We start from the raw sequence: 19,489 nt of genomic DNA on the forward strand, positions 1-19,489 counted from the left end.
AAGATACAAAAAAGATAGTGCAAAAATAGTGTTTTTTTAAAAATATGGCTAAGGTAAAATATTATTACGACCCTGAAAAATTAGCGTTCCTTAAAATACGCCCTAAAAAGTTTAGACAGATAGGTAATATACTCTTGTTTTTACTAACAGCAGCTATTTTTGGAGTGCTTGGATTAATCTTTTTAATTAATAGTGATATCCTACAAACTCCTAAAGAAAAGAAACAAGCTAGAGAAATAGCAGAATTCAAAACTAACTATACTCTTCTAAACAAGAAACTTGACCTGATCACAGAGGTACTAGACGAATTAGAGGTGCGAGATAACGATATCTATAGAGCTTACTTTAATACCGCGCCTATCCCTGATGAACAACGCAAGTCTGGCCTAGGAGGTATTAATAGATATAGATCATTCGTAGGGCTTAACAACGAAAAGCTGTTGACAGAAACGAATGTGAAGATGGATCAACTACTGAAACAAGTAGCCATACAGTCCCAATCTTTAGATGACATCATCGCACTAGCCAAGAAGAAAGAAGAATTCTTATCTTCTATCCCTGCGATACAGCCAGTGAAGAATGAAGATCTAAAGAGAATGGCATCTGGATACGGATATCGTAGTGACCCCTTTACTAAAATCAAGAAGTTCCATGCTGGTATGGACTTCTCTGCAGAGGTAGGTACTCCGATATACGCTACTGGAGACGGTAAAGTAATCCGTGCTAACAATGAACTATCTGGGTATGGTAACCTAATCGAAATAGATCACGGATATGGATACCTTACTAGATATGCTCACTTAAGCAAGTACCAAGCTCGAGCTGGACAGTCTGTTAAACGTGGAGATATCATAGGATATGTAGGTAGTACTGGGCGTAGCTCTGGTCCTCACTTACACTATGAAGTACACTACCAAGGGAACGTAGTCAATCCACTGAATTACTACTACGGAGAAATCTCTGCTAAAGAATTTGAACTTCTATCACAAGAAGCTAACCAAGAAAACCAATCACTTGACTAATGGAATTAAACTTACCTGATAAACGATACTATAGCATTGGCGAACTTGCCAAGGCATTTGATGTAAATGCTTCGTTATTGCGATTCTGGGAGAAAGAATTTGACATTATCAAACCTAGAAAGAATGCAAAGGGAAATCGAATGTTCACACCTCAGGATGTGCAAAATCTTCAACTCATCTATCACTTAGTGAAAGAAAGAGGATTCACACTAGACGGTGCTAAAGAACACATGAAGAAGAATGCAAAAGACATTATGGATAACTTCGAAATAATACAGAAACTCGAAGGAATCAAAACAGCGCTACTGAATATTAAAAATGAACTCTAAATAACAAAAAATCAAAATGAAAAAAGCTTTACCAATTATCATCGTACTTGTAGTATTAATCGGAGGATACTTTATGTTATCTATGAACTACAACAACTCGGCTCTAGTACACAAACAGGCTACAGATAAATCTTGGGCTGATGTGCAAGGGGCTTACCAACGTAGAAATGACCTTATCGGAAACTTAGTAAACACAGTAAAAGGGGCTGCTGACTTCGAAAAATCAACATTAGAAGCTGTAGTAAATGCGCGTGCAAAAGCAACTTCTGTAAACATAGATCCAAGTAATATGACTCCTGAAAAGTTTCAAGAGTTCCAACAAGCTCAATCTGGTGTATCTAGTGCATTAGGAAGATTATTAGTAACTGTAGAGAAATACCCTGATTTAAAAACAAATCAAAACTTCTTAAAACTACAAGATGAACTAGCTAGTACAGAGAACCAAATATTAACTCAACGTACTCGTTTTAATGACGCTGTAGCTGTATATAACAGTTATGTACTTAAGATGCCTAATAAGTTCTTCTTAAGCGATTATAAAGAAAGACCTTACTTCCAAGCAGAAGCTGGAGCAGAGAAAGCACCTGAAGTAAAATTCTAAAAAACTATAAAATGGATAGACTAAGAGAGTTTTTAACCAAAACGGATGAAGAAGAAATTGTTCTTGCTATAACTCAAGCAGAAAAGAATACTTCTGGAGAGATTAGAGTACATATCGAAACGACTTCTAAAAAAGATCCTTTTGAAAGAGCTCAGGAGGTCTTCTTTGAATTAGGCATAGATAAGACAGCTGCTAGAAATGGTGTGCTGTTTTACATCTGTATTAACTCTAAAGCATTCGTGATACTGGGTGATCAGGGAATAGATCATAAAGTTAGATCAGATAACTTCTGGGAAGGAACCAAAGAACTAGTGATTAATCACTTCAGACAAGGTCTGTTCAAAGAAGGATTAGTCTACGGGATCCTAAAAGCAGGAAGTCAACTAAAAGTACACTTCCCTTCACTTGAAGAAAATAAAAACGAATTATCAAACGAAATTTCAAAAGCATAAATCAATGATCAAGCTATTACTAAAAGCATATCATTTCATAACCCTGATTATAATTCTATTATTATCACAGGTAACTTATGCTCAATTAGACGTCCCTAAGAAACCCTCTTTCCAAACTTCTGTATACGACTATGCTACCATATTAGAAGCGAATCAAATGAAGCAGCTAGAGCGCAAACTCATTGCTTATAGTGATTCTACTTCTACTCAGATAGTACTAATTACCATTCCATCTCTAAAAGGAGAAAACATTGGTATACTAGGTCCTAAATGGGGACAAGAATGGGGCATCGGACAGAAAGGAAAGGACAATGGTATCGTAATCCTTATGGCGGCAAAAGAACGTCAGATCGGTATCTACCCTGGTTATGGAGTAGAACACCTTATCACAGCCGGACAAGGAGGAGAGATTATCCGTAATATCATTATCCCAGAGTTTAAGCGCAATGATTATTACGCAGGATTAGACAAAGGGACAGATGCCATCTTCCAGCTATTGACGGGTACATATAAGGCAGACAAGACCGTTAGAACAGATGGTGATAATAGCATCGGTGGTCTAGCGTGTTTAGGAATCATTATACTGATCATCGTACTGACTATCGTATTCGGTAAGAAAGATAACAATGGAAGAGGCGGAGGTAATCATCGCTCACGTGACTTTGGAAGTAGCTTACTAGACATCCTTGTATTAAGCAGTCTTGGCCGTGGAGGCGGCGGCGGCGGAAGCTTCGGTGGCGGTGGTGGCTTCGGAAGTGGAGGCGGTGGCGGAGGCTTCGGTGGAGGCTTTGGCGGCGGTGGGTTCTCCGGAGGAGGATCTAGCGGTAGCTGGTAGACATACGTCATTCTAAACATATAAGCAGGTAATATAGTAAGTGCTAGTCGCTTCTACATTGCCTGCTTTTTTTATGCACTCTCGCTCGCTGTCTTTACAACACAACTATTTTACACCTCCATACTGACTCCGTTATTTCTCTTGATACTACGGAGTCAGTACGGATACATAACGGACTCACTACGGACTCAAACCGCACAAGTCAAAAAGGCAAGTCGAGTATAACTCCTATTCTAGCTATACTCGACTTGCCTTTACTATATTTTCTTGTATTTTACTTAAGTCCTTTTTTTAATACCTCATCACACGCATCGGTCTAGAGACTCCTCCTCTTCCTCTATTCCCTCCTTTTTTAGTTCCTGCGAACTCATTAAGCTTATAAGTCAATGAGAACATCACATATCGCTTCAGTACCAAACTCTCAGAATCCACTATCTGCATTGGGTCGATGGTACGTGTACTACTTGTATTCTGATTTAATACATCATACACTTTCACCTTAGCACTGAATTTGTCTTTATAGAAATCATACGCTAGACTTATATTCCACATATAGAAATCTTTCTTAAAGCCTTTAGCAATCTGTGAATTATAATTATAAGCAAAGTCGTTACCAAATGTAACCTTCTTCGGCCAATATGTTGTTGTCTGTATATTAAATCTATGTGTAAAGTTAGAAGCCTTATCTACAGAGAAATTAGTATAACTCGTTCTATTATAGTTATAATTATACGATGGTTTTATAGACACCCATTCTCCGTAATCATAGGTTAAATACACACGTGGTCCCATCGTATTCCCTCTAGCCGTATAAGTCTCTCCATCTATATATCCGTTATTAATCGTCTGATTATATCTAAACATAATACCGTATCTCAGCGCATGCTCTCCCCACTTACTATTCTTAAACCAGTCAGCTGTAACCCCCCATTGGTAGTTCCCTTGTATATTCTTATACGTAGAGATAGCCTTCTTATCCTCATCATAGATTACAGATCCTACTATACTATTATCAAATATTCCTGCATTAGCCGAAATACTATATCCAGCACGAGTCTGAAAGTCATACGAACGGTAGCTAAGATTAACGTTATGCTGCCCAGTAGGCTTTAGATCAGGGTTACCGATCGTAGTCGTTAATGGGTTAGAGATATCTGTGATATCTAGTAATTGGCTTGCACTTTGATAATTCACATTATATCGATAGATACCGAATAGACTCTTATCCTTCGTCAGTCTATAATTAATCATAGCATTAATATTCGGGTCGATGTAGTGTTTATCTAGGCTATACCACTTCGCATTATAAAGAGCAGTAGCTGTATTCTTAACGATCTGAGTCCTCGTCGAAATATTAATATTGTACTTATTCTTATTCAACGCAAAGTTTACATAAGGAGACACCTTATTCCCAATATCCGTATATCTATTTGTCTCTAGTACATTGACATCAGTATACCCCTGCTCTGTCTCATTATAGTTAAACACTTGCAGATCGTTAATGCTCTGATTTCTACTCCAGTCCACACCTATAGATACTCTTAATGAATCTGTAATCGGCTGTGTGAATTCTACAGATATACCATAACTATCCGTAGTCGTATAATTCTTTCTGTACTGTCTACGCCAATCGTCTTCTGTCTCTGATTGAAAAAACTGTGTCAGAGATTCGCTCAATGCATTATTCGTAGCGCTCCTATTACTGTTATTAAAACCTATACTTAGATATTGTCCCTCTTTTCTAAACTTGCGTGTATACTGTGCAGATGAACTAAAACTATCTGAGTTTCCTCTAGATGATGAGTGAGCATTGCTGCTATTCAGTTTTTCTCCATGCTCATCATAAGAAACTTGATTGCTCTCACTAGTCGAATAGGTGTGATCTGTACTAAAATGAGGGCTAAAATAGAAAGCGTCTTTCTCTCCCATATAGTCTACAGATACATTCCCCCTATGCCCTTCATTCCCTCCTAGGGAAGAAGAATTAGAATCTGTGCTAAACTGCCCTGAAGGCAAAAACTTAGTACTAGACGACTTATTAGCTTGTTCTGTCTCTGCAAAATTATAATCGTAACTACCATTAACCTTCAGCTTATCAGATACATCTTCTACAAAGTTTAGCCCCAACATACGCGATTCTGTAAGCCCGCCTCTAGAGCGCCCCGTACGCATATTATCAAATACCTTATCCATAGAGAATCCGACAGCATTGATATTATTAGCAGATCCTATCAGACTAATCTTTCTACGCTTATTAAAGGTGTTTAAGAACATTCCTGCTTCATAGTGCTCATCAGTACCATATCCTCCTGATACTCGCCCAAAGTGCCCTTTATTCTTATCTTCGTCTATCGTTATATTGATACTCGCATCATCTGTTCTACTGCGTTCACCTGTGAATTTTTCTTTCTTAGTCTTTTTTTCAGTTACCTGTACTTTTTGGATAATCTCAGCAGGTAAGTTCTCTAGTGCTATTGCTCCATCTTCGTTAAAGAAAGGTTTGCCATTGACTAAGATTTCATTGACAGGCTTACCATTGACCGTGATCTTTTTATTCTCATCTAGCTGCACCCCTGGTAGATTCTTTAAAAGCTCTTCAAGATTAGCATCAGGTCTTACCTTAAACGAAGCAGCATTAAACTCTAAGGTATCTTTCTTCATACGAATAGGCGGAGCATCGGCTACAATCAATACTTCGTCTAGCTGATTGCCATATTCTTTAAGAATAAGTGTCTTAAGGTCAACATTCTCTTGTACCCCTTTTTCAAACTTCTTAGCATAATCTTGGTACCCTACCATAGAAAGCTTGAGCACTGAAGGCTCAGATAGCTTACTGAAGGCTAGCTTAAAGTTACCTTTGACATCCGTCATGGTGTACTCCACTAGTGTCGAATCTTTCTCTTTCGATAGATATACCGTCACCGCTTCTATCGGCTGTTTTAAACTATCTACTACAGTCCCAGTAATATTCACAGTACTCTGTGAATACATATTCACACAGGAGATTAATAGTAGTAACGTCAATAAGTTTCTCATAAAAAAAGCGGTCAATGTTATTACACAAAGACCGCTGTTATATATAGAATATATTACTTACTATTTCTGACGGAAATAAATATCGATAGGCACACCACTGAAGTTGTACATTTCTCTTAACTTATTCTCAATATATCGTTTGTAAGGGTCTTTGATATATTGTGGCAAGTTAGCAAAAAATACGAATTGAGGTGTAGCTGTAGGCAATTGCATACAGTATTTTATCTTGATATATTTTCCTTTAATTGCAGGAGGTGGCGTATTCTCTACGATAGGCAACATCGCTTCATTAAATTTAGAAGTCGAAATTCTCGCTTTTCTATTTTCATACACTTCCACAGCAGTCTCTAACGCTTTTAATAAACGCTGTTTAGTCACTGTAGATGTAAAGACAATAGGCACATCTGTAAATGGCGCGATCTCCTCACGGATTCTATCTTCAAACTGTTTAGTAGTCATAGTATCTTTCTCTACTAAATCCCATTTGTTTACAAGGATAACGATTCCTTTTCTATTCTTCTCTGCTAACCAGAATATATTCTGATCTTGTCCTTCGAACCCACGTGTAGCATCTACCATAAGGATACATACATCACTGTGCTCAATAGCTCTCACAGATCTCATCACTGAGTAAAACTCTAAATCTTCTTTTACTTTTGACTTTCTACGTATACCCGCAGTATCTACTAAGTTAAAGTCAAAGCCAAACTGTGTAAAGCGCGTATCAATAGCATCACGTGTAGTACCAGCAATATCTGTAACAATATAACGATCTTCACCAATAAGTGCATTGATAAAGCTAGACTTACCAGCATTAGGACGACCTACAACACAAAAACGTGGTAACTCTTCTTCTTCTGTCTCTCTTACTTCTTCTTCTGGCAATGCAGCTACTACAGCATCTAATAGATCTCCAGTACCACTTCCACTCATCCCCGCGATAGGATATATCTCCCCTAAACCAAGGTTATAGAACTCGAATGTGTCATCCATACGCTTAGCACTGTCCACTTTATTCACAGCGACAAAGACAGGTTTAGTTTCTTTGCGCAATAGACGAGCTACTTCAGCATCCATAGGTGTAATACCTTCTTCTACATCTACTACAAATATTACTACGTCACACTCTTCAATAGCTAAAGAAACTTGACGTCTAATCTCTCCTTCAAATACGTCGTCAGATCCTTTTATATATCCTCCAGTGTCAATCACTGAGAACTCTCTTCCATTCCACTCTGACTTGCCGTAGTTTCTATCACGTGTCACTCCACTAACCGAATCTACGATGGCATCTCTCCTTTGAATCAATCGATTAAAAAAAGTTGACTTTCCTACGTTTGGTCTACCAACTATGGCTACTATACTACTCATAAATATTTTAAATATGTCGCAAAGTTAGTATTTCAATGCGATATTTTAATGATTATTTTATTATTCCTTATTTCTTTTGATTATATCCGAAACGACGCAATTGATAGTCACTCGATCTCCAATCTTTATTCACCTTTACGAATAGTTCTAAGTGTACTTTCTTCATAAAGAATTGTTCCATTTCTTCTCTAGCAGTTATCCCTACTTTCTTTAAAGCAGCCCCTTTATGTCCGATGATAATCCCCTTCTGACTATCGCGCTCTACCATAATTACAGCCTTGATACGAATGATATTCTCTTCTTCTTTAAACTCCTCTGTCTCTACCTCTACAGCATAAGGCACTTCCTTATCATAGTTAAGTAAAATCTTCTCACGAATAATCTCGTTCACGAAGAAACGCTCTGACTTATCTGTTAGGGCATCTTTAGGGAAATACGGAGGAGATACTGGCAATAGCTCGATGATACGATCATATACAGCCTGGGTATTAAACTTCTCTAAAGCAGATATAGGGAATATCTCAGCATTAGGAACCTTCTCACTCCATAGGGTTACTTGTTCTTCTAATTGTTCTTGATTAGATTTGTCTATCTTATTAAGAAGCAACATTACAGGTACTTTAGAGTTGTTAATTCGAGCGAAAAATGCTTCGTCTTTTAATTCTCTCTCCCCTATCTCTACCATATAAATCAATACGTCCGCATCCTCAAAAGCAGATTTAACGAAGTCCATCATTGATTCTTGTAATTCGTATGCAGGCTTGATAATACCAGGCGTATCTGAGAAAACGATCTGATAATCATCTCCATTTACGATCCCTAATATTCTATGTCTAGTAGTCTGTGCCTTAGAAGTGATGATAGACAATCTCTCACCTACTAAAGCATTCATTAGTGTTGATTTACCTACATTTGGATTACCAATAATGTTAACGTAACCAGCTTTATGCGTCATATTATTTAATTTTTTCGGTAGCAAAGGTAGCTTATATCAATGACATAGGAAAAATTAAATAAAATTTATAACAACACTTTATATATATTTAGCTTTTGAAATATAGATAAACAATTAGCCTATCTGAGGTTATATACTTAAAATAGAAGAGAACAAATGATAGAAGAGAACAAAAAACATTGGTCTAAAGTAGAATACCTACACGAGACAGTAAAAAATCCTAACATACATATCAAGGGAACAACAAGTTATTACAGCAATGCCTGGACAGGTAGCTTTGAAGATAGTGTAGTACGTTACCTATATGGAGACGAATACAGTCTACAAACTTGGGAACCACTATGGCATATAGATCAGTTATACATAGGATCCCATGTCTGTATAGCAGCAGAAGTCGTTATCTTAATGGGAGGGAATAATACGCATCGCACAGATTGGTTTAGTCTATACCCTTATCTAGATGTGATACAAGAAGCATATCAAGCAAAAGGAGACACTACGATAGGTGATGGCGCATGGTTAGGTATGCGATCTATGATTATGCCAGGCATTACCATAGGAGAAGGGGCTATTATCGCTTCGGGTGCTGTCGTTATAAAGGATGTCGAACCGTATACTATCGTAGCTGGTAACCCTGCAAAGCCAATAAAACAGCGCTTCTCAGAAGAAACAATAAAAAAGTTACTGGAATTAAAAATTTATGATTGGTCAGAAGAAAAATTAAATCATCTGCTTAAACACCTATGTAACAATAACATTGAGGCTTTAGAATTAGCTCATTCTAAGTACACACAAGGCTTACAATCAAAATAAAAGTAAAATAGAGCGAATTATTTTAGGGACTCATTTGTGAGTTCCAAATATTCGTTCTATATTTGCACCACAATAACGCGGGATAGAGCAGTAGGCAGCTCGTCGGGCTCATAACCCGAAGGTCACAGGTTCGAGTCCTGTTCCCGCTACTAAGTAAAAGCCACTTCTAACGAAGTGGCTTTTTTATTTTATAATACTTTGTTGGTACTTATACATATTTATAGCAACACTTAGCAATCCAAGCAAACCAATACCTAATACAAGTAAACCAACTGCTATCTCTTCTAAAACACTAGAAACAGCAAAATAGTATCCTACTCCACCTCCAACAAAAGAAAGTATAGCCATTAGCGTTATAATATACAAGGCTATTGCACCTTTCTTCTTGTCCTGCCATATACGTTTAGAGAAATTATTCTGTGTCATGGTCGAATCCTGCAATGCCGAAAAGCTGACTCCAATTCCTATAAACATCAACGCATTATTCATACACGATAAATAAGTATCCATATTACCTAAAGCTATTCTATCATAGATCGGTTTAAAGCTATAGAATAAAGCTATTAATAGAAAAGGGTATTGTAGGTAGCTAATAATCTGAAATGTTTTCTCAATATTCTTCATATAATAGGGAAGTATAAATTCATAATAAGTCTCAGAAACAGAATAAGTACTATTATTACCCTGACTAACACAGTCAAAAATACTAAAATATTCACAAAATAAATGAATCGTCTCTTTTTTAATTAACAGTTACACACCTATCAAACAAGTTTCTTAAAAAGAATATAACCTTCTAGTAATATTACTTCTATAAAATATATTATCAACAATAATTAAGTAAAAAAGACTCCTAAGAATAAAAAACATTTAACATTATAATAGATAAACACAGTTTTACTCAATTGTCTGATTTTGTCAACCCAAATATTGGTTGTACATTTGTACCACAATAGCGCGGGATAGAGCAGTAGGCAGCTCGTCGGGCTCATAACCCGAAGGTCACAGGTTCGAGTCCTGTTCCCGCTACTAAGTAAAAGCCACTTCAATCACTTGAAGTGGTTTTTTCTTGAAATAATATAACTTTATTACGCCTATTTTATAAAAAAAGGGATTACTTAATGTAATCCCTTTTTTATTATCTATTGTAATTGTTCGTGGATTTCTTCCCACTCAATCATCAAATCATCAATCTTTTTCTTCTTCTTCTCATACTCACTAAAGAAATTTGCGTCAGCCATTAACTTTTCATAGTCTACAGCTAATCGCTCATCATCCTTAGCGATCTTCTTCTCTAGCTCTGATATTTCGCTCTCGATTTTGCTCAATCTATTTTGTAAAGACTTCTGCTTCTTTTGCTCTTCATAAGACAACGCAGGTGCTTTCTTCTCTTCTACTACAGCTTTTTTAGTATCTTCTACAACTGTTTTCTTTTCGATTTCACGCATATTTTGTGCGTTTCTCTCCTCTAAGAAATAATTGATATCCCCTAGGTATTCTTTTATCTTCTGATCTTTAAACTCATAAACGAACTGTGTTAGTCCTTGTAAGAAGTCACGGTCGTGAGACACTAATACTAAAGTTCCTTTAAAATTCTCTAATGCCTTCTTCAGTACGTTCTTAGATTTAATATCTAAGTGGTTCGTCGGCTCATCCATCAGCAAGACATTAATAGGTAACAGTAACATTTTACACAAAGCAAGTCTATTTCGCTCACCTCCTGAAAGTACTTTTACTTTTTTCTCTACATCATCACCTCTAAATAAGAAAGACCCCAGCATATCACGTACTTTCACGCGATTACCATCTGTAGCAGCGTCTAACATCGTATCTAAGATAGTCTTCTCTCCGTCTAAATAATCTGCTTGGTTCTGTGCGAAATAACCGATTTGAACATTGTGTCCCAACTTAATATTACCTTCGTATTCAAACTCATTGATAATTGCTTTAATCAATGTAGATTTACCTTGACCATTTTGTCCAACGAAAGCTACCTTAGTTCCACGTTCAATTAAAAGATCAATATCTTTAAAGATCACTTTATCACCGAAACGCTTCGTCACTTTATCAATCTCTAAAACAACTTTACCAGGATCAATACTAACAGGAAAAGAGATATTCATTACAGCATTATCATCTTCATCTACTTCGATACGCTCCACTTTATCCAATTTCTTAATAAGCGATTGCGCCATAGAGGCTTTAGTCGCTTTATATCTAAACTTTTCGATAAGTTTCTCCGTCTCTTCTATCTTCTTCGCTTGGTTCTTCTGAGCAGCTAATTGCATCTCTCGAAGTTCTTCACGCAATACTAAGTATTGTGAATAAGGCTTATTAAAGTCATATATCTTTCCTAATGATATTTCTATCGTACGATTAGTCACGTTGTCTAAGAACATCTTATCGTGCGAAATAATCACTACAGCACCAGCATAAGACTTTAAGAATTGTTCTAACCAAATGATACTCTCAATATCCAAGTGGTTCGTAGGCTCATCCAGAAGAAGCACATCATTATCTTGTAATAACAACTTAGCTAATTCAATACGCATACGCCATCCTCCAGAGAAAGTGTCAGTCTGATTATTAAACTCCTCTCGCTTAAAACCTAAACCTAATAATACACGCTCTGTATTACCAACATAGTTATACCCACCTATGATTTCAAAACGATGAGTTAAATCACTCAGTTTCTCAATCAGCTCACTATAACTTTCAGATTCATAATCTGTACGTTCTGTTAGCTCCTTATTTACTTTATCTAAATCAGCTTCTACTTTCTTAATTTCTTCAAAAGCTTGATAAGCCTCATCTAACACTGTACGACCAGGTATAAAATCAATATCCTGTCTCAAGAAACCAATTCGAAGATCTTTCTCCATAGCAAGGCTTCCTGTATCTGGTTCTAAATCACCAGATAATAATTTCAACATAGTCGATTTACCAGCTCCATTTTTTCCAACTAGACCTACGCGGTCTCCTGCACCTATACGAAACGTAACGTTCTCAAATAAATATTCACCCGAAAATGAAACTGATAGATTGTGTATATTTAACATACTTAGATTCTACTAAAATTTAAACTTCTTATATCTATGAATAGAGATATTCTCCTCTAGCTCCATAGCATTTTCTATATTATTATATAATTTATCTGCCAAGAAAGGCCCTAATAACACCCCTCTAGTTCCCAATCCATTCAACACATGGATTCTCGCAGACTCTCTACTTCTTCCTAACAAGGGACGACGATCTTTTACAGTAGGACGCACACCTGCATTATGAGCAACTACCTCAAAGTCTAAATCAACAACATCTCTTAATCCCTCTAATAACTCACTTAAGCCCTCTGCTGTAGTATTATCTGTTTTATCTTGCCAATCATAAGTAGCGCCTACTTTATATAAATCATTACCTACAGGGATTAAAAACACATTTGCTTTCAATATAACATCAACATTAAGATTAGGTATCCTTACTAAAAGAACCTCTCCTTTAGTACCGTCTAAAGGCAGATCTTTAAAGAAAGGGTTCTGTAACATCCCAAAGCCTTCTGCAAAAACAATATGCTTAGCCACTATATCCTTATAAGTGATTCGCTCATCTGTATAGCTCAAACTATCGTAATCAAAGTCCTCTTGTTTATAGCTATTAATTCCGTTCAAATAAGCTCTATAAGCTTTAATCAAGGTTTTAGTTTCAACATATCCAGTATAGTTCACCTCTACAAAACCGAAAGGAGACTTCACTCCATTAATTTCATCACGAACTAACTTAGGTGATAGATACTTCTCTAAATTTGGTTTATCAGCCGCATGGAACCAATTATTCTGTTCTTCAACAGATAATAATCTTCTGTACAAAGGCATAGCAAAGATAAACTTCTCCCCTAATTTCTTTTCTAATTCAGTATAAAAAGGCAAAGCTATCTCTAATTGTTCTCCAACCTTCCATACATCAGTGAAACGCTTTAATACAACAGGGTTATACATACCTCCTGCCATTAGTGAAGAAGAGCGCTTCTCATTGTCTATCACTACAAAGGTCTTACCTTCCTTAGCTAGTTTTTCTGTAAAACAGATTCCTGCCAAACCAGTACCTACTACAATATAATCTACCATACTTAAAACCATTAAAAACGCTCTTATCTATTCTAATAGATAAGAGCTTAATAAATTAGAAACTACAAAATTAGTAATTCCACATATCATCTTCAAGGTTTCGAATCAATTCTTTAATTCTTTCTGCCTCAAATAAACGTTTTAAATCATTACTCTTGATATAATCATCAATTTTACGATTACCATATTGGTTATCTGCTTTATAAATAGTAGCACTAAATCTTCTTGAATTTAACAAGTGATCGAAGTTGATCGGATTAAGTGGGTTCTTAGCATTGAATGCATAGTTTTGGAACAATGTATTACGAGCATCAGCAAAGAATATCCAGAATAACTCCACATAGTTTTCATTAGCTGACCCTTTAGTATACAAGTCCGCAACTACAGGAGCGATACCTAATAATCTATATTTTAACTGTCCTTCATTTCTATCGAAATACCACATACCCATGATGTGATATTCTTTAACATCAGAAGGTCTTAACTCTACTTTCTGAATATATTCCTCAGGAATAGCTTCTCCAGCATTGTAATACTCAATACCAGCATCTGTAGTATCTATTCTAACGAAAGAGTCTTGAATATCTTTTAAAGTACGTTGGTTTTTGAAATCACTATTATCATAAACTTCAGTAATCTCTCCAGATTTAATACCATCAATTAAAACTTGGAACAAAGGTTTTTTTCCTTCAGATGAATATTCATCAATAGGATATAGATACATCTCATTTGCTTTCTCAGCTAACGAAATATTCTCCCATACTTTAATACCAAATAAGATATCTTTCTCACGAACGTGTCCGTAAGGTATTGGTCCTTCTGCTTTGATTAGAATCTCCGAGATTGGCATAATACCAATATCAGCAGCAGATTTTGCATTCAATAGATTCGTCTGTGCGAATGATGCTATTGAAAACAGCGTAAACACTATATATAGTGAAAAATTCTTCCAGTTCATATTCTTCAAAATTTTCTTCTTATAAATTTAAGTGAAATTACATAATCTCAAACGTACATGGTGATGTTTTTTTCAAAGCATAGTCTCCTGCACCTTCTAAACGCACCTTAATATCCGAAATTACAACCACATCACCTAACTGAGCTCTACGGATAGCCGCTTTAGCTCTTTCATTCATTCTATTTCCAGGAACAACAATACTAGGTTGTCCAGGTATTTGCAATACAAAACTAGTAACTGTAAGATTTAAATCAAAGTCAAAGTCTTCTAATTTAGCACCGATAGTTACAATCTCTAAGTTAGACTTAGGTCCTTTAGCATTGAACTCCCCACGTACTGTCCCTCTTGGAGAAGGAATATCTTTAATACGGAAAACTTTTCTATCAGATACTTTTTGTCCATCAGGCAACGTTCCTGTTACATTGATAACTACTTCTCTTCCTGCTTGTGGTCTTAATGTATATTTACCACCTCCTTGACTTGTAAGTCCTGGAGCAGAAGCTTGTACTTTATCATTCGCAATACCAGCAAACGAAATTGTCATAGGGTTAGAAACACCACGATAAACTACGTTCATTTTATCAGCAGATATATTAGCTGAGTTTGGTTTAGGTACTACTACATAACTTCCCTTAATATCAATCTCTACTGGCTGACCGTCCTCTACGAAAGTAAACTTACCTCCGATTTGGTGTTCTCCTACGTTACCAACAGTAAAACCTAAGTTAACTTGTCCATCAACTAATGATTTAGACAAATCAATGTTTTGACCATTAACAACTACTTTAGTAGGAACAGTTGATTTGTCATAACGACCTAATACTACTCTACCTTTATAAGTTTCACCAGCAAAAAGAGTAGACTTGTCAGCTACTACGATAGCCTGATAGTTCTTCATAGATGCAGCTTTACTAAGTGTATTACCCATTAAGCTGTTATAAATCTCTGCTTCTACAATCTTCGCATCGTTTTGCATTGTTGACAACTTAGTCAAAGAAGCAATAGCTGGGAATCCATAGAAGTTATAATTTAAATAAGCTCTATCTTTTCCTTGGCTATCTTTCACATCGCTTAGATTAAATTTGTTATTTATATCTAATACGATTGGTTGGAACTTAGCATCTTTTTCTAAAATATCAAGAAGTGCTTTTTTGTACTTATTAATACCATCAATAAAAGCTTGTCCTTCTGCTGAATATTTATCACCTGTGAACCAAGCATCATTGATAATATCAGATTTATTCATACGCTCAGCAGGTAGTTTACCATTCTCTGTGCGTTCTCCTTCAAATTCACTAGTAATTAGAGTTTTATATTTACCCACAAAGTCATAAAACTCTTGCGTAATTTTCTCTACTTGCTTTGCTTTTTTTGCAGGGTCAGCGAATTGAGCTGGGTTCTCCTCAGCTTTCTTCTCTAAAGCCCCTAGCAAACCTTCATTATTTGCTTTTGCACCTTCATTAGCTGCCTCGAACTTCTCGTTCACTACACCAAAAGCTGATAGAACCTCTGTAGATACCTGAAGTGCCATCATCGCGATAAACACCAGGTACATCAGGTTAATCATCTTTTGTCTTGGGGTCAGTTTTTGTTTAGCCATTACCTTATAATAATTTTAAAATTATAAACTAATTAGCATTTCTTCCACCACCCATAGCAGAAAGCATTCCACCATAAACGTTGTTTAATGACGCTAAATTGTTTGTTAATGCTTGCATTTGCTCTTTTAACTGAGCATTGTTTTCAGCTACTGCTTTATTGATTTCAGCATTCGCTGTTGCGCTTTCTAATTGTACTTTATAAGCTTTATTTAGAGACTCTAACTGCTGAGCAGCTAATGTCATTTCTTGCGCATATTTTTGTGTTGAAGCAACAGAATTCACAGAAGGTCCCATCTCTCTAGAAGCAGCTTCGAAGTTGCGAATACTGTTTCCTAAGCTACTCATTAACTCTCCGTCAATCTTTGCGTCTTTCAACATTTGATCTAATTTTTTAGAAAGCATACCTTCTGTATCTTGAGGCTCTACAACAGCTTGCTTAGCCACTTTTACTTCTCTAGCTTTCCCATCTTTTAATTCTGGATATACCTTTGCCCAATCTAATTCCTCATCAACTGGCTCGAATGCAGAGATTGCAAAAATAAACGCCTCTACTAATAGACCAATAGTCAACATATTGTTACCATTCAAAGGTCCAAATTCCATGTGCGTAATTTTAAATAATGCACCGATGATTACTACTGAAGCTCCCATTCCATAACAGAAGTTCATCAATTTTTTAGATAATGCCATAGCCTTCTTCTTCTTTTATTTTTTTGTTTGATTATTAACGAGCCATTTTTGATTGGTTAACACGTGATAAAGAACCTGATACAGACTGTACTGTTCTAAATCCAATGTAACTTCTTGCTGAATCTGCGTACTCAGAATCACGAGTAGCAACTTGTAAGAAATATGCTGGGTCTCTCCAAGAACCACCTCTTACTACTTTTAGTGGGCTTTCGCTAGGTCTATTTCTAGGCTTTAAAGCTGACATGTGATCGTAACTTGATGCATCATAAGTAGAACTAGTCCACTCTGCTACGTTACCTGCCATATTGTATAAGTTATATCCATTAGGAGGGTAAGAACGAACATTAGCTGTATAAAGAGCTCCATCTGCTGCATAGTCAAAACGAGTTGGTTTAAAGTTTGCCATAAAGCATCCTTTCTCATCCGTTGCATAAGGTCCACCCCAAGGATACATAGCTCCTTCTAGACCACCTCTAGCAGCGTACTCCCACTCACTTTCCATTGGTAAACGGAATTCGTTGATCTCAAGAGTCATCTTATTATCTTTCAGATAAATGTTTTTATACATTGATCTCCATGCAGCGAATGCTTTAGCTTGGTGCCAGTTTACCCCTACTACAGGATAATCACCGAAAGCTTCGTGCCAGAAGTAATCGTTGTGCATTGGTTCGTTGTAAGAATATTGGAATTCTTTAATCCAACGTGTTGTATCAGGATAGATTAATAGTGTCTCCGTTTTTAAGTGTCTATTTCTCTTTCCTCTGTTCTCTGTTGATCTATCTCTAGTAGCTGCATCTACATCTACATAAGAATATTTAAACTTCAACTTAGAGTTATCGAAAGTAGTCATTCCATTATATGTCTCACTAGCTGGGATATATAATGAATCCATTACTTCCACGTAATTAGCATCTGGATACTTCTTAGTATCTTTTATTAAAGGAACTTTTTTATTTAAACGACGACCAGAGTAGATATCATCACTCACCTGAAGGCTGTAATAGTTCTCATACATATATCGTTGGTATGGAGTCATTCTTTCTAAATCCTCTTCAGCATCTACGAATGCATACGCACCGATACCTCCAGATTCTTTAGCCACACCCATTTCATCAGCTGCAATAGCTAATTTAGTTCGAACAACTGAATCCTTTACCCATTCTACGAATTTACGGTATTGGTTATTCGAAATTTCAGTTTCATCCATATAAAATGAACCGATAGTAACTGTTTTTGTTGGTGCATCTTGGGCTCCTAAGAAATCCTCATTGGCTTGACCCATGGTAAAAGTACCTCCTGGGATAAGTGACATCCCTTGTGGTTTCTCACTGCTCCATCTTTTTCCAGCCTCACCATGCATCAATTCACCTCGATCTCCAGTTCCACAACTGGTCATCAAAGCTAAAACTGCTCCTAACGTAATGATCTTCTTCATATAATTTTAGGTTTTTATGTACTACTATAAAATACTTACAAGTAATTTTTTTTCTTTTTATTTCACAAAACAAAGCTAAAAATTAATTTAACTTAATTATTTATTTTTGTTAAATTAATTTTTATACTACACTTTTTTTTATTGTTCGCCACCATCTTTCAGGTATAACTTGGCTTATAGCCAGCTCATAATCCTCATAACTACAAGGCAACAACACTTTTCTTTCGGCATCCATCGTTTCTATAGAAGCCTCTATCCACCAGCGTTCAGAGATATCACTCTTATAGAATATCAAGTCGTCATATCCTTCTATCGGCACGATATACTTCATATAACTAGCCTTACTGACAAAAGGGTATTCATTCGATCTATAATTAACACCTTCCACAAAATACCAAAGGATTTGTGCTATTAATAACGTTTCATTTTTATTATTATTATAATTAAATATTCCAAAAGATGAAACTCTATCACTTAACCCACTATATCTAGCTAAGGCACATATCTCTCTTCCATCAAATCCATTCGGATTAAAGAACTCAAAATTACCAGAATCAGCAGACTTAACAGAAGTCATATCGATACTTACGATATCAGCATCTCTAAGTACTGGCTCAGCTAATTTTATATTACCAGATATTTCTCCTACTCTATACGCCTCAAAATATAAACTTGCAATTAAGTCTATTTCTTCTTGCGCATTGAAGTAAGTCTGATACCCAATATTAGAAAAATTAAACAGATTCGTAGGCTCTTCTAGTATAATACGCGTCAGATAACTGTTCGCTACATCACCCTCTGTCTTAGATAAGTCTAACTTAGCATCTATAGACACAAGATTCACTGACTGCTCTAATACATCATACGCTCTATACATCGCATAGGTCATATCCTGAGACCCTCCTACGAATATAGGGATTACCCCTTGTCTCACTAGATCAGCTACTAGATTCTTCACTAAATAATAAGTATCTTCTAATCTCTCACCCGCTACTACATCTCCTAAGTCTATAATATTCACACCCCAGTTACCAGGATATAACGAATACCAAGCCTTTCTTATTTTAGTGATATCTACTATACTCACTCCTTCACCATTACCTCGATTATCGCTAATACCTATAATAGCAATATTATATCGACCTTCATTCTCAAAAGAACCACCAGAGAAGAACGTTACTTTCTTCCCTATACACTGACTCTGTAAACCATCTATATAAGTGATTAATTCGTTATTTATCGGTCTTAGCAGTTCGTAGATCATTCTTTC

17 protein-coding genes and 2 tRNA genes are annotated in these 19,489 nt (G+C 36.2%); 8 read left to right on the plus strand and 11 right to left on the minus strand.

Going from position 1 to position 19,489, the window contains the following annotated elements; all coding sequences use genetic code 11:
- Nucleotides 1–44 precede the first annotated feature (44 nt).
- The 5 genes from E0Z07_RS03125 to E0Z07_RS03145 are packed head-to-tail and all read left to right on the plus strand — an operon-like array spanning nucleotide 45 to nucleotide 3,239.
- Nucleotides 45–1,022, plus strand: coding sequence for a M23 family metallopeptidase (locus tag E0Z07_RS03125; RefSeq protein WP_006259637.1), 978 nt, complete (start codon nucleotides 45–47; stop codon nucleotides 1,020–1,022).
- On the plus strand, nucleotides 1,022–1,351 hold the full coding sequence (locus E0Z07_RS03130) for a MerR family transcriptional regulator (RefSeq protein ID WP_006259638.1): 330 nt from the start codon (nucleotides 1,022–1,024) through the stop codon (nucleotides 1,349–1,351). The genes E0Z07_RS03125 and E0Z07_RS03130 overlap by 1 nt, the downstream gene beginning before the upstream one ends.
- Nucleotides 1,352–1,367: 16 nt before the next feature.
- The gene (locus E0Z07_RS03135; RefSeq protein WP_131540264.1) at nucleotides 1,368–1,952 is read left to right on the plus strand and encodes a LemA family protein; all 585 of its coding nucleotides are present in this window, start codon (nucleotides 1,368–1,370) and stop codon (nucleotides 1,950–1,952) included.
- 11 nt (nucleotides 1,953–1,963) lie between these two features.
- A complete protein-coding gene (locus tag E0Z07_RS03140) occupies nucleotides 1,964–2,404 on the plus strand; it encodes a TPM domain-containing protein (protein ID WP_006259640.1) in 441 nt (146 codons plus the stop codon).
- Nucleotides 2,405–2,408: 4 nt separating this feature from the next.
- Entirely contained in the window at nucleotides 2,409–3,239 is an 831-nt protein-coding gene (locus E0Z07_RS03145; RefSeq protein ID WP_006259641.1) for a TPM domain-containing protein, read from the plus strand.
- A gap of 291 nt (nucleotides 3,240–3,530) precedes the next feature.
- Here E0Z07_RS03145 and E0Z07_RS03150 read toward each other — a convergent pair whose 3' ends face one another.
- The 3 genes from E0Z07_RS03150 to era all read right to left on the minus strand — a co-directional run bounded on the left by E0Z07_RS03150 (nucleotide 3,531) and on the right by era (nucleotide 8,601).
- Entirely contained in the window at nucleotides 3,531–6,230 is a 2,700-nt protein-coding gene (locus tag E0Z07_RS03150) for a TonB-dependent receptor (RefSeq protein ID WP_131541075.1), read from the minus strand.
- 105 nt (nucleotides 6,231–6,335) lie between these two features.
- Nucleotides 6,336–7,646 carry a ribosome biogenesis GTPase Der gene (gene der / locus E0Z07_RS03155; RefSeq protein WP_131540265.1) on the minus strand — a complete coding sequence of 437 codons (1,311 nt, stop codon included), beginning with the start codon at nucleotides 7,644–7,646 and terminating at the stop codon, nucleotides 6,336–6,338.
- Between the two features lie 67 nt (nucleotides 7,647–7,713).
- Nucleotides 7,714–8,601 (minus strand): GTPase Era, encoded by an 888-nt coding sequence (gene era, locus E0Z07_RS03160; protein ID WP_006259644.1) that lies wholly within the window; start codon nucleotides 8,599–8,601, stop codon nucleotides 7,714–7,716.
- A 156-nt stretch (nucleotides 8,602–8,757) separates the two neighbouring features.
- Between era and E0Z07_RS03165 the strand changes: the two genes are divergently transcribed.
- Together E0Z07_RS03165 and E0Z07_RS03170 are read left to right on the plus strand one after the other, a co-directional pair.
- The gene (locus E0Z07_RS03165) at nucleotides 8,758–9,414 is read left to right on the plus strand and encodes a CatB-related O-acetyltransferase (protein WP_131540266.1); all 657 of its coding nucleotides are present in this window, start codon (nucleotides 8,758–8,760) and stop codon (nucleotides 9,412–9,414) included.
- A 76-nt stretch (nucleotides 9,415–9,490) separates the two neighbouring features.
- Nucleotides 9,491–9,563, plus strand: a tRNA-Met gene (locus E0Z07_RS03170).
- 34 nt (nucleotides 9,564–9,597) lie between these two features.
- Here E0Z07_RS03170 and E0Z07_RS03175 read toward each other — a convergent pair.
- Nucleotides 9,598–10,038, minus strand: coding sequence for a hypothetical protein (locus tag E0Z07_RS03175; RefSeq protein WP_131540267.1), 441 nt, complete (start codon nucleotides 10,036–10,038; stop codon nucleotides 9,598–9,600).
- A 332-nt stretch (nucleotides 10,039–10,370) separates the two neighbouring features.
- Between E0Z07_RS03175 and E0Z07_RS03180 the strand changes: the two genes are divergently transcribed.
- Nucleotides 10,371–10,443, plus strand: a tRNA-Met gene (locus tag E0Z07_RS03180).
- A gap of 113 nt (nucleotides 10,444–10,556) precedes the next feature.
- Here the strand turns inward: E0Z07_RS03180 and E0Z07_RS03185 are convergent.
- The 7 genes from E0Z07_RS03185 to E0Z07_RS03215 all read right to left on the minus strand — a co-directional run bounded on the left by E0Z07_RS03185 (nucleotide 10,557) and on the right by E0Z07_RS03215 (nucleotide 19,483).
- Entirely contained in the window at nucleotides 10,557–12,473 is a 1,917-nt protein-coding gene (locus E0Z07_RS03185; protein ID WP_131540268.1) for an ABC-F family ATP-binding cassette domain-containing protein, read from the minus strand.
- Nucleotides 12,474–12,485: 12 nt separating this feature from the next.
- The gene (locus tag E0Z07_RS03190) at nucleotides 12,486–13,547 is read right to left on the minus strand and encodes an NAD(P)/FAD-dependent oxidoreductase (RefSeq protein ID WP_131540269.1); all 1,062 of its coding nucleotides are present in this window, start codon (nucleotides 13,545–13,547) and stop codon (nucleotides 12,486–12,488) included.
- A gap of 58 nt (nucleotides 13,548–13,605) precedes the next feature.
- Nucleotides 13,606–14,493, minus strand: a complete 888-nt coding sequence (gene porN, locus E0Z07_RS03195; RefSeq protein ID WP_131540270.1) for a type IX secretion system ring subunit PorN/GldN — start codon at nucleotides 14,491–14,493, stop codon at nucleotides 13,606–13,608.
- Between the two features lie 37 nt (nucleotides 14,494–14,530).
- On the minus strand, nucleotides 14,531–16,093 hold the full coding sequence (gene porM, locus E0Z07_RS03200) for a type IX secretion system motor protein PorM/GldM (protein ID WP_131540271.1): 1,563 nt from the start codon (nucleotides 16,091–16,093) through the stop codon (nucleotides 14,531–14,533).
- 28 nt (nucleotides 16,094–16,121) lie between these two features.
- Complete coding sequence (gene porL, locus E0Z07_RS03205) at nucleotides 16,122–16,784, minus strand: type IX secretion system motor protein PorL/GldL (RefSeq protein ID WP_131540272.1); 663 nt, start codon at nucleotides 16,782–16,784, stop codon at nucleotides 16,122–16,124.
- 34 nt (nucleotides 16,785–16,818) lie between these two features.
- Nucleotides 16,819–18,219: a T9SS ring complex lipoprotein PorK/GldK gene (porK, locus tag E0Z07_RS03210; RefSeq protein ID WP_131540273.1), complete on the minus strand. Its 1,401-nt coding sequence runs from the start codon at nucleotides 18,217–18,219 to the stop codon at nucleotides 16,819–16,821.
- 121 nt (nucleotides 18,220–18,340) lie between these two features.
- Nucleotides 18,341–19,483 (minus strand): formimidoylglutamase, encoded by a 1,143-nt coding sequence (locus tag E0Z07_RS03215; protein WP_131540274.1) that lies wholly within the window; start codon nucleotides 19,481–19,483, stop codon nucleotides 18,341–18,343.
- Between the last annotated feature and the right edge of the window lie 6 nt (nucleotides 19,484–19,489).

It is taken from the genome of Myroides odoratimimus (assembly GCF_004337635.1).
Lineage (GTDB): Bacteria > Bacteroidota > Bacteroidia > Flavobacteriales > Flavobacteriaceae > Flavobacterium > Flavobacterium odoratimimum.

Bases quoted from the DNA above. Each gene is read 5' to 3' on its own strand.
- E0Z07_RS03125 (WP_006259637.1), top strand. From the start codon at position 45: ATGGCTAAGGTAAAATATTATTACGACCCTGAAAAATTAGCGTTCCTT.
- E0Z07_RS03130 (WP_006259638.1), top strand. From the start codon at position 1,022: ATGGAATTAAACTTACCTGATAAACGATACTATAGCATTGGCGAACTT.
- E0Z07_RS03135 (WP_131540264.1), top strand. From the start codon at position 1,368: ATGAAAAAAGCTTTACCAATTATCATCGTACTTGTAGTATTAATCGGA.
- E0Z07_RS03140 (WP_006259640.1), top strand. From the start codon at position 1,964: ATGGATAGACTAAGAGAGTTTTTAACCAAAACGGATGAAGAAGAAATT.
- E0Z07_RS03145 (WP_006259641.1), top strand. From the start codon at position 2,409: ATGATCAAGCTATTACTAAAAGCATATCATTTCATAACCCTGATTATA.
- E0Z07_RS03150 (WP_131541075.1), bottom strand. From the start codon at position 6,230: ATGTATTCACAGAGTACTGTGAATATTACTGGGACTGTAGTAGATAGT.
- der (WP_131540265.1), bottom strand. From the start codon at position 7,646: ATGAGTAGTATAGTAGCCATAGTTGGTAGACCAAACGTAGGAAAGTCA.
- era (WP_006259644.1), bottom strand. From the start codon at position 8,601: ATGACGCATAAAGCTGGTTACGTTAACATTATTGGTAATCCAAATGTA.
- E0Z07_RS03165 (WP_131540266.1), top strand. From the start codon at position 8,758: ATGATAGAAGAGAACAAAAAACATTGGTCTAAAGTAGAATACCTACAC.
- E0Z07_RS03175 (WP_131540267.1), bottom strand. From the start codon at position 10,038: ATGAAGAATATTGAGAAAACATTTCAGATTATTAGCTACCTACAATAC.
- E0Z07_RS03185 (WP_131540268.1), bottom strand. From the start codon at position 12,473: ATGTTAAATATACACAATCTATCAGTTTCATTTTCGGGTGAATATTTA.
- E0Z07_RS03190 (WP_131540269.1), bottom strand. From the start codon at position 13,547: ATGGTTTTAAGTATGGTAGATTATATTGTAGTAGGTACTGGTTTGGCA.
- porN (WP_131540270.1), bottom strand. From the start codon at position 14,493: ATGAACTGGAAGAATTTTTCACTATATATAGTGTTTACGCTGTTTTCA.
- porM (WP_131540271.1), bottom strand. From the start codon at position 16,093: ATGGCTAAACAAAAACTGACCCCAAGACAAAAGATGATTAACCTGATG.
- porL (WP_131540272.1), bottom strand. From the start codon at position 16,784: ATGGCATTATCTAAAAAATTGATGAACTTCTGTTATGGAATGGGAGCT.
- porK (WP_131540273.1), bottom strand. From the start codon at position 18,219: ATGAAGAAGATCATTACGTTAGGAGCAGTTTTAGCTTTGATGACCAGT.
- E0Z07_RS03215 (WP_131540274.1), bottom strand. From the start codon at position 19,483: ATGATCTACGAACTGCTAAGACCGATAAATAACGAATTAATCACTTAT.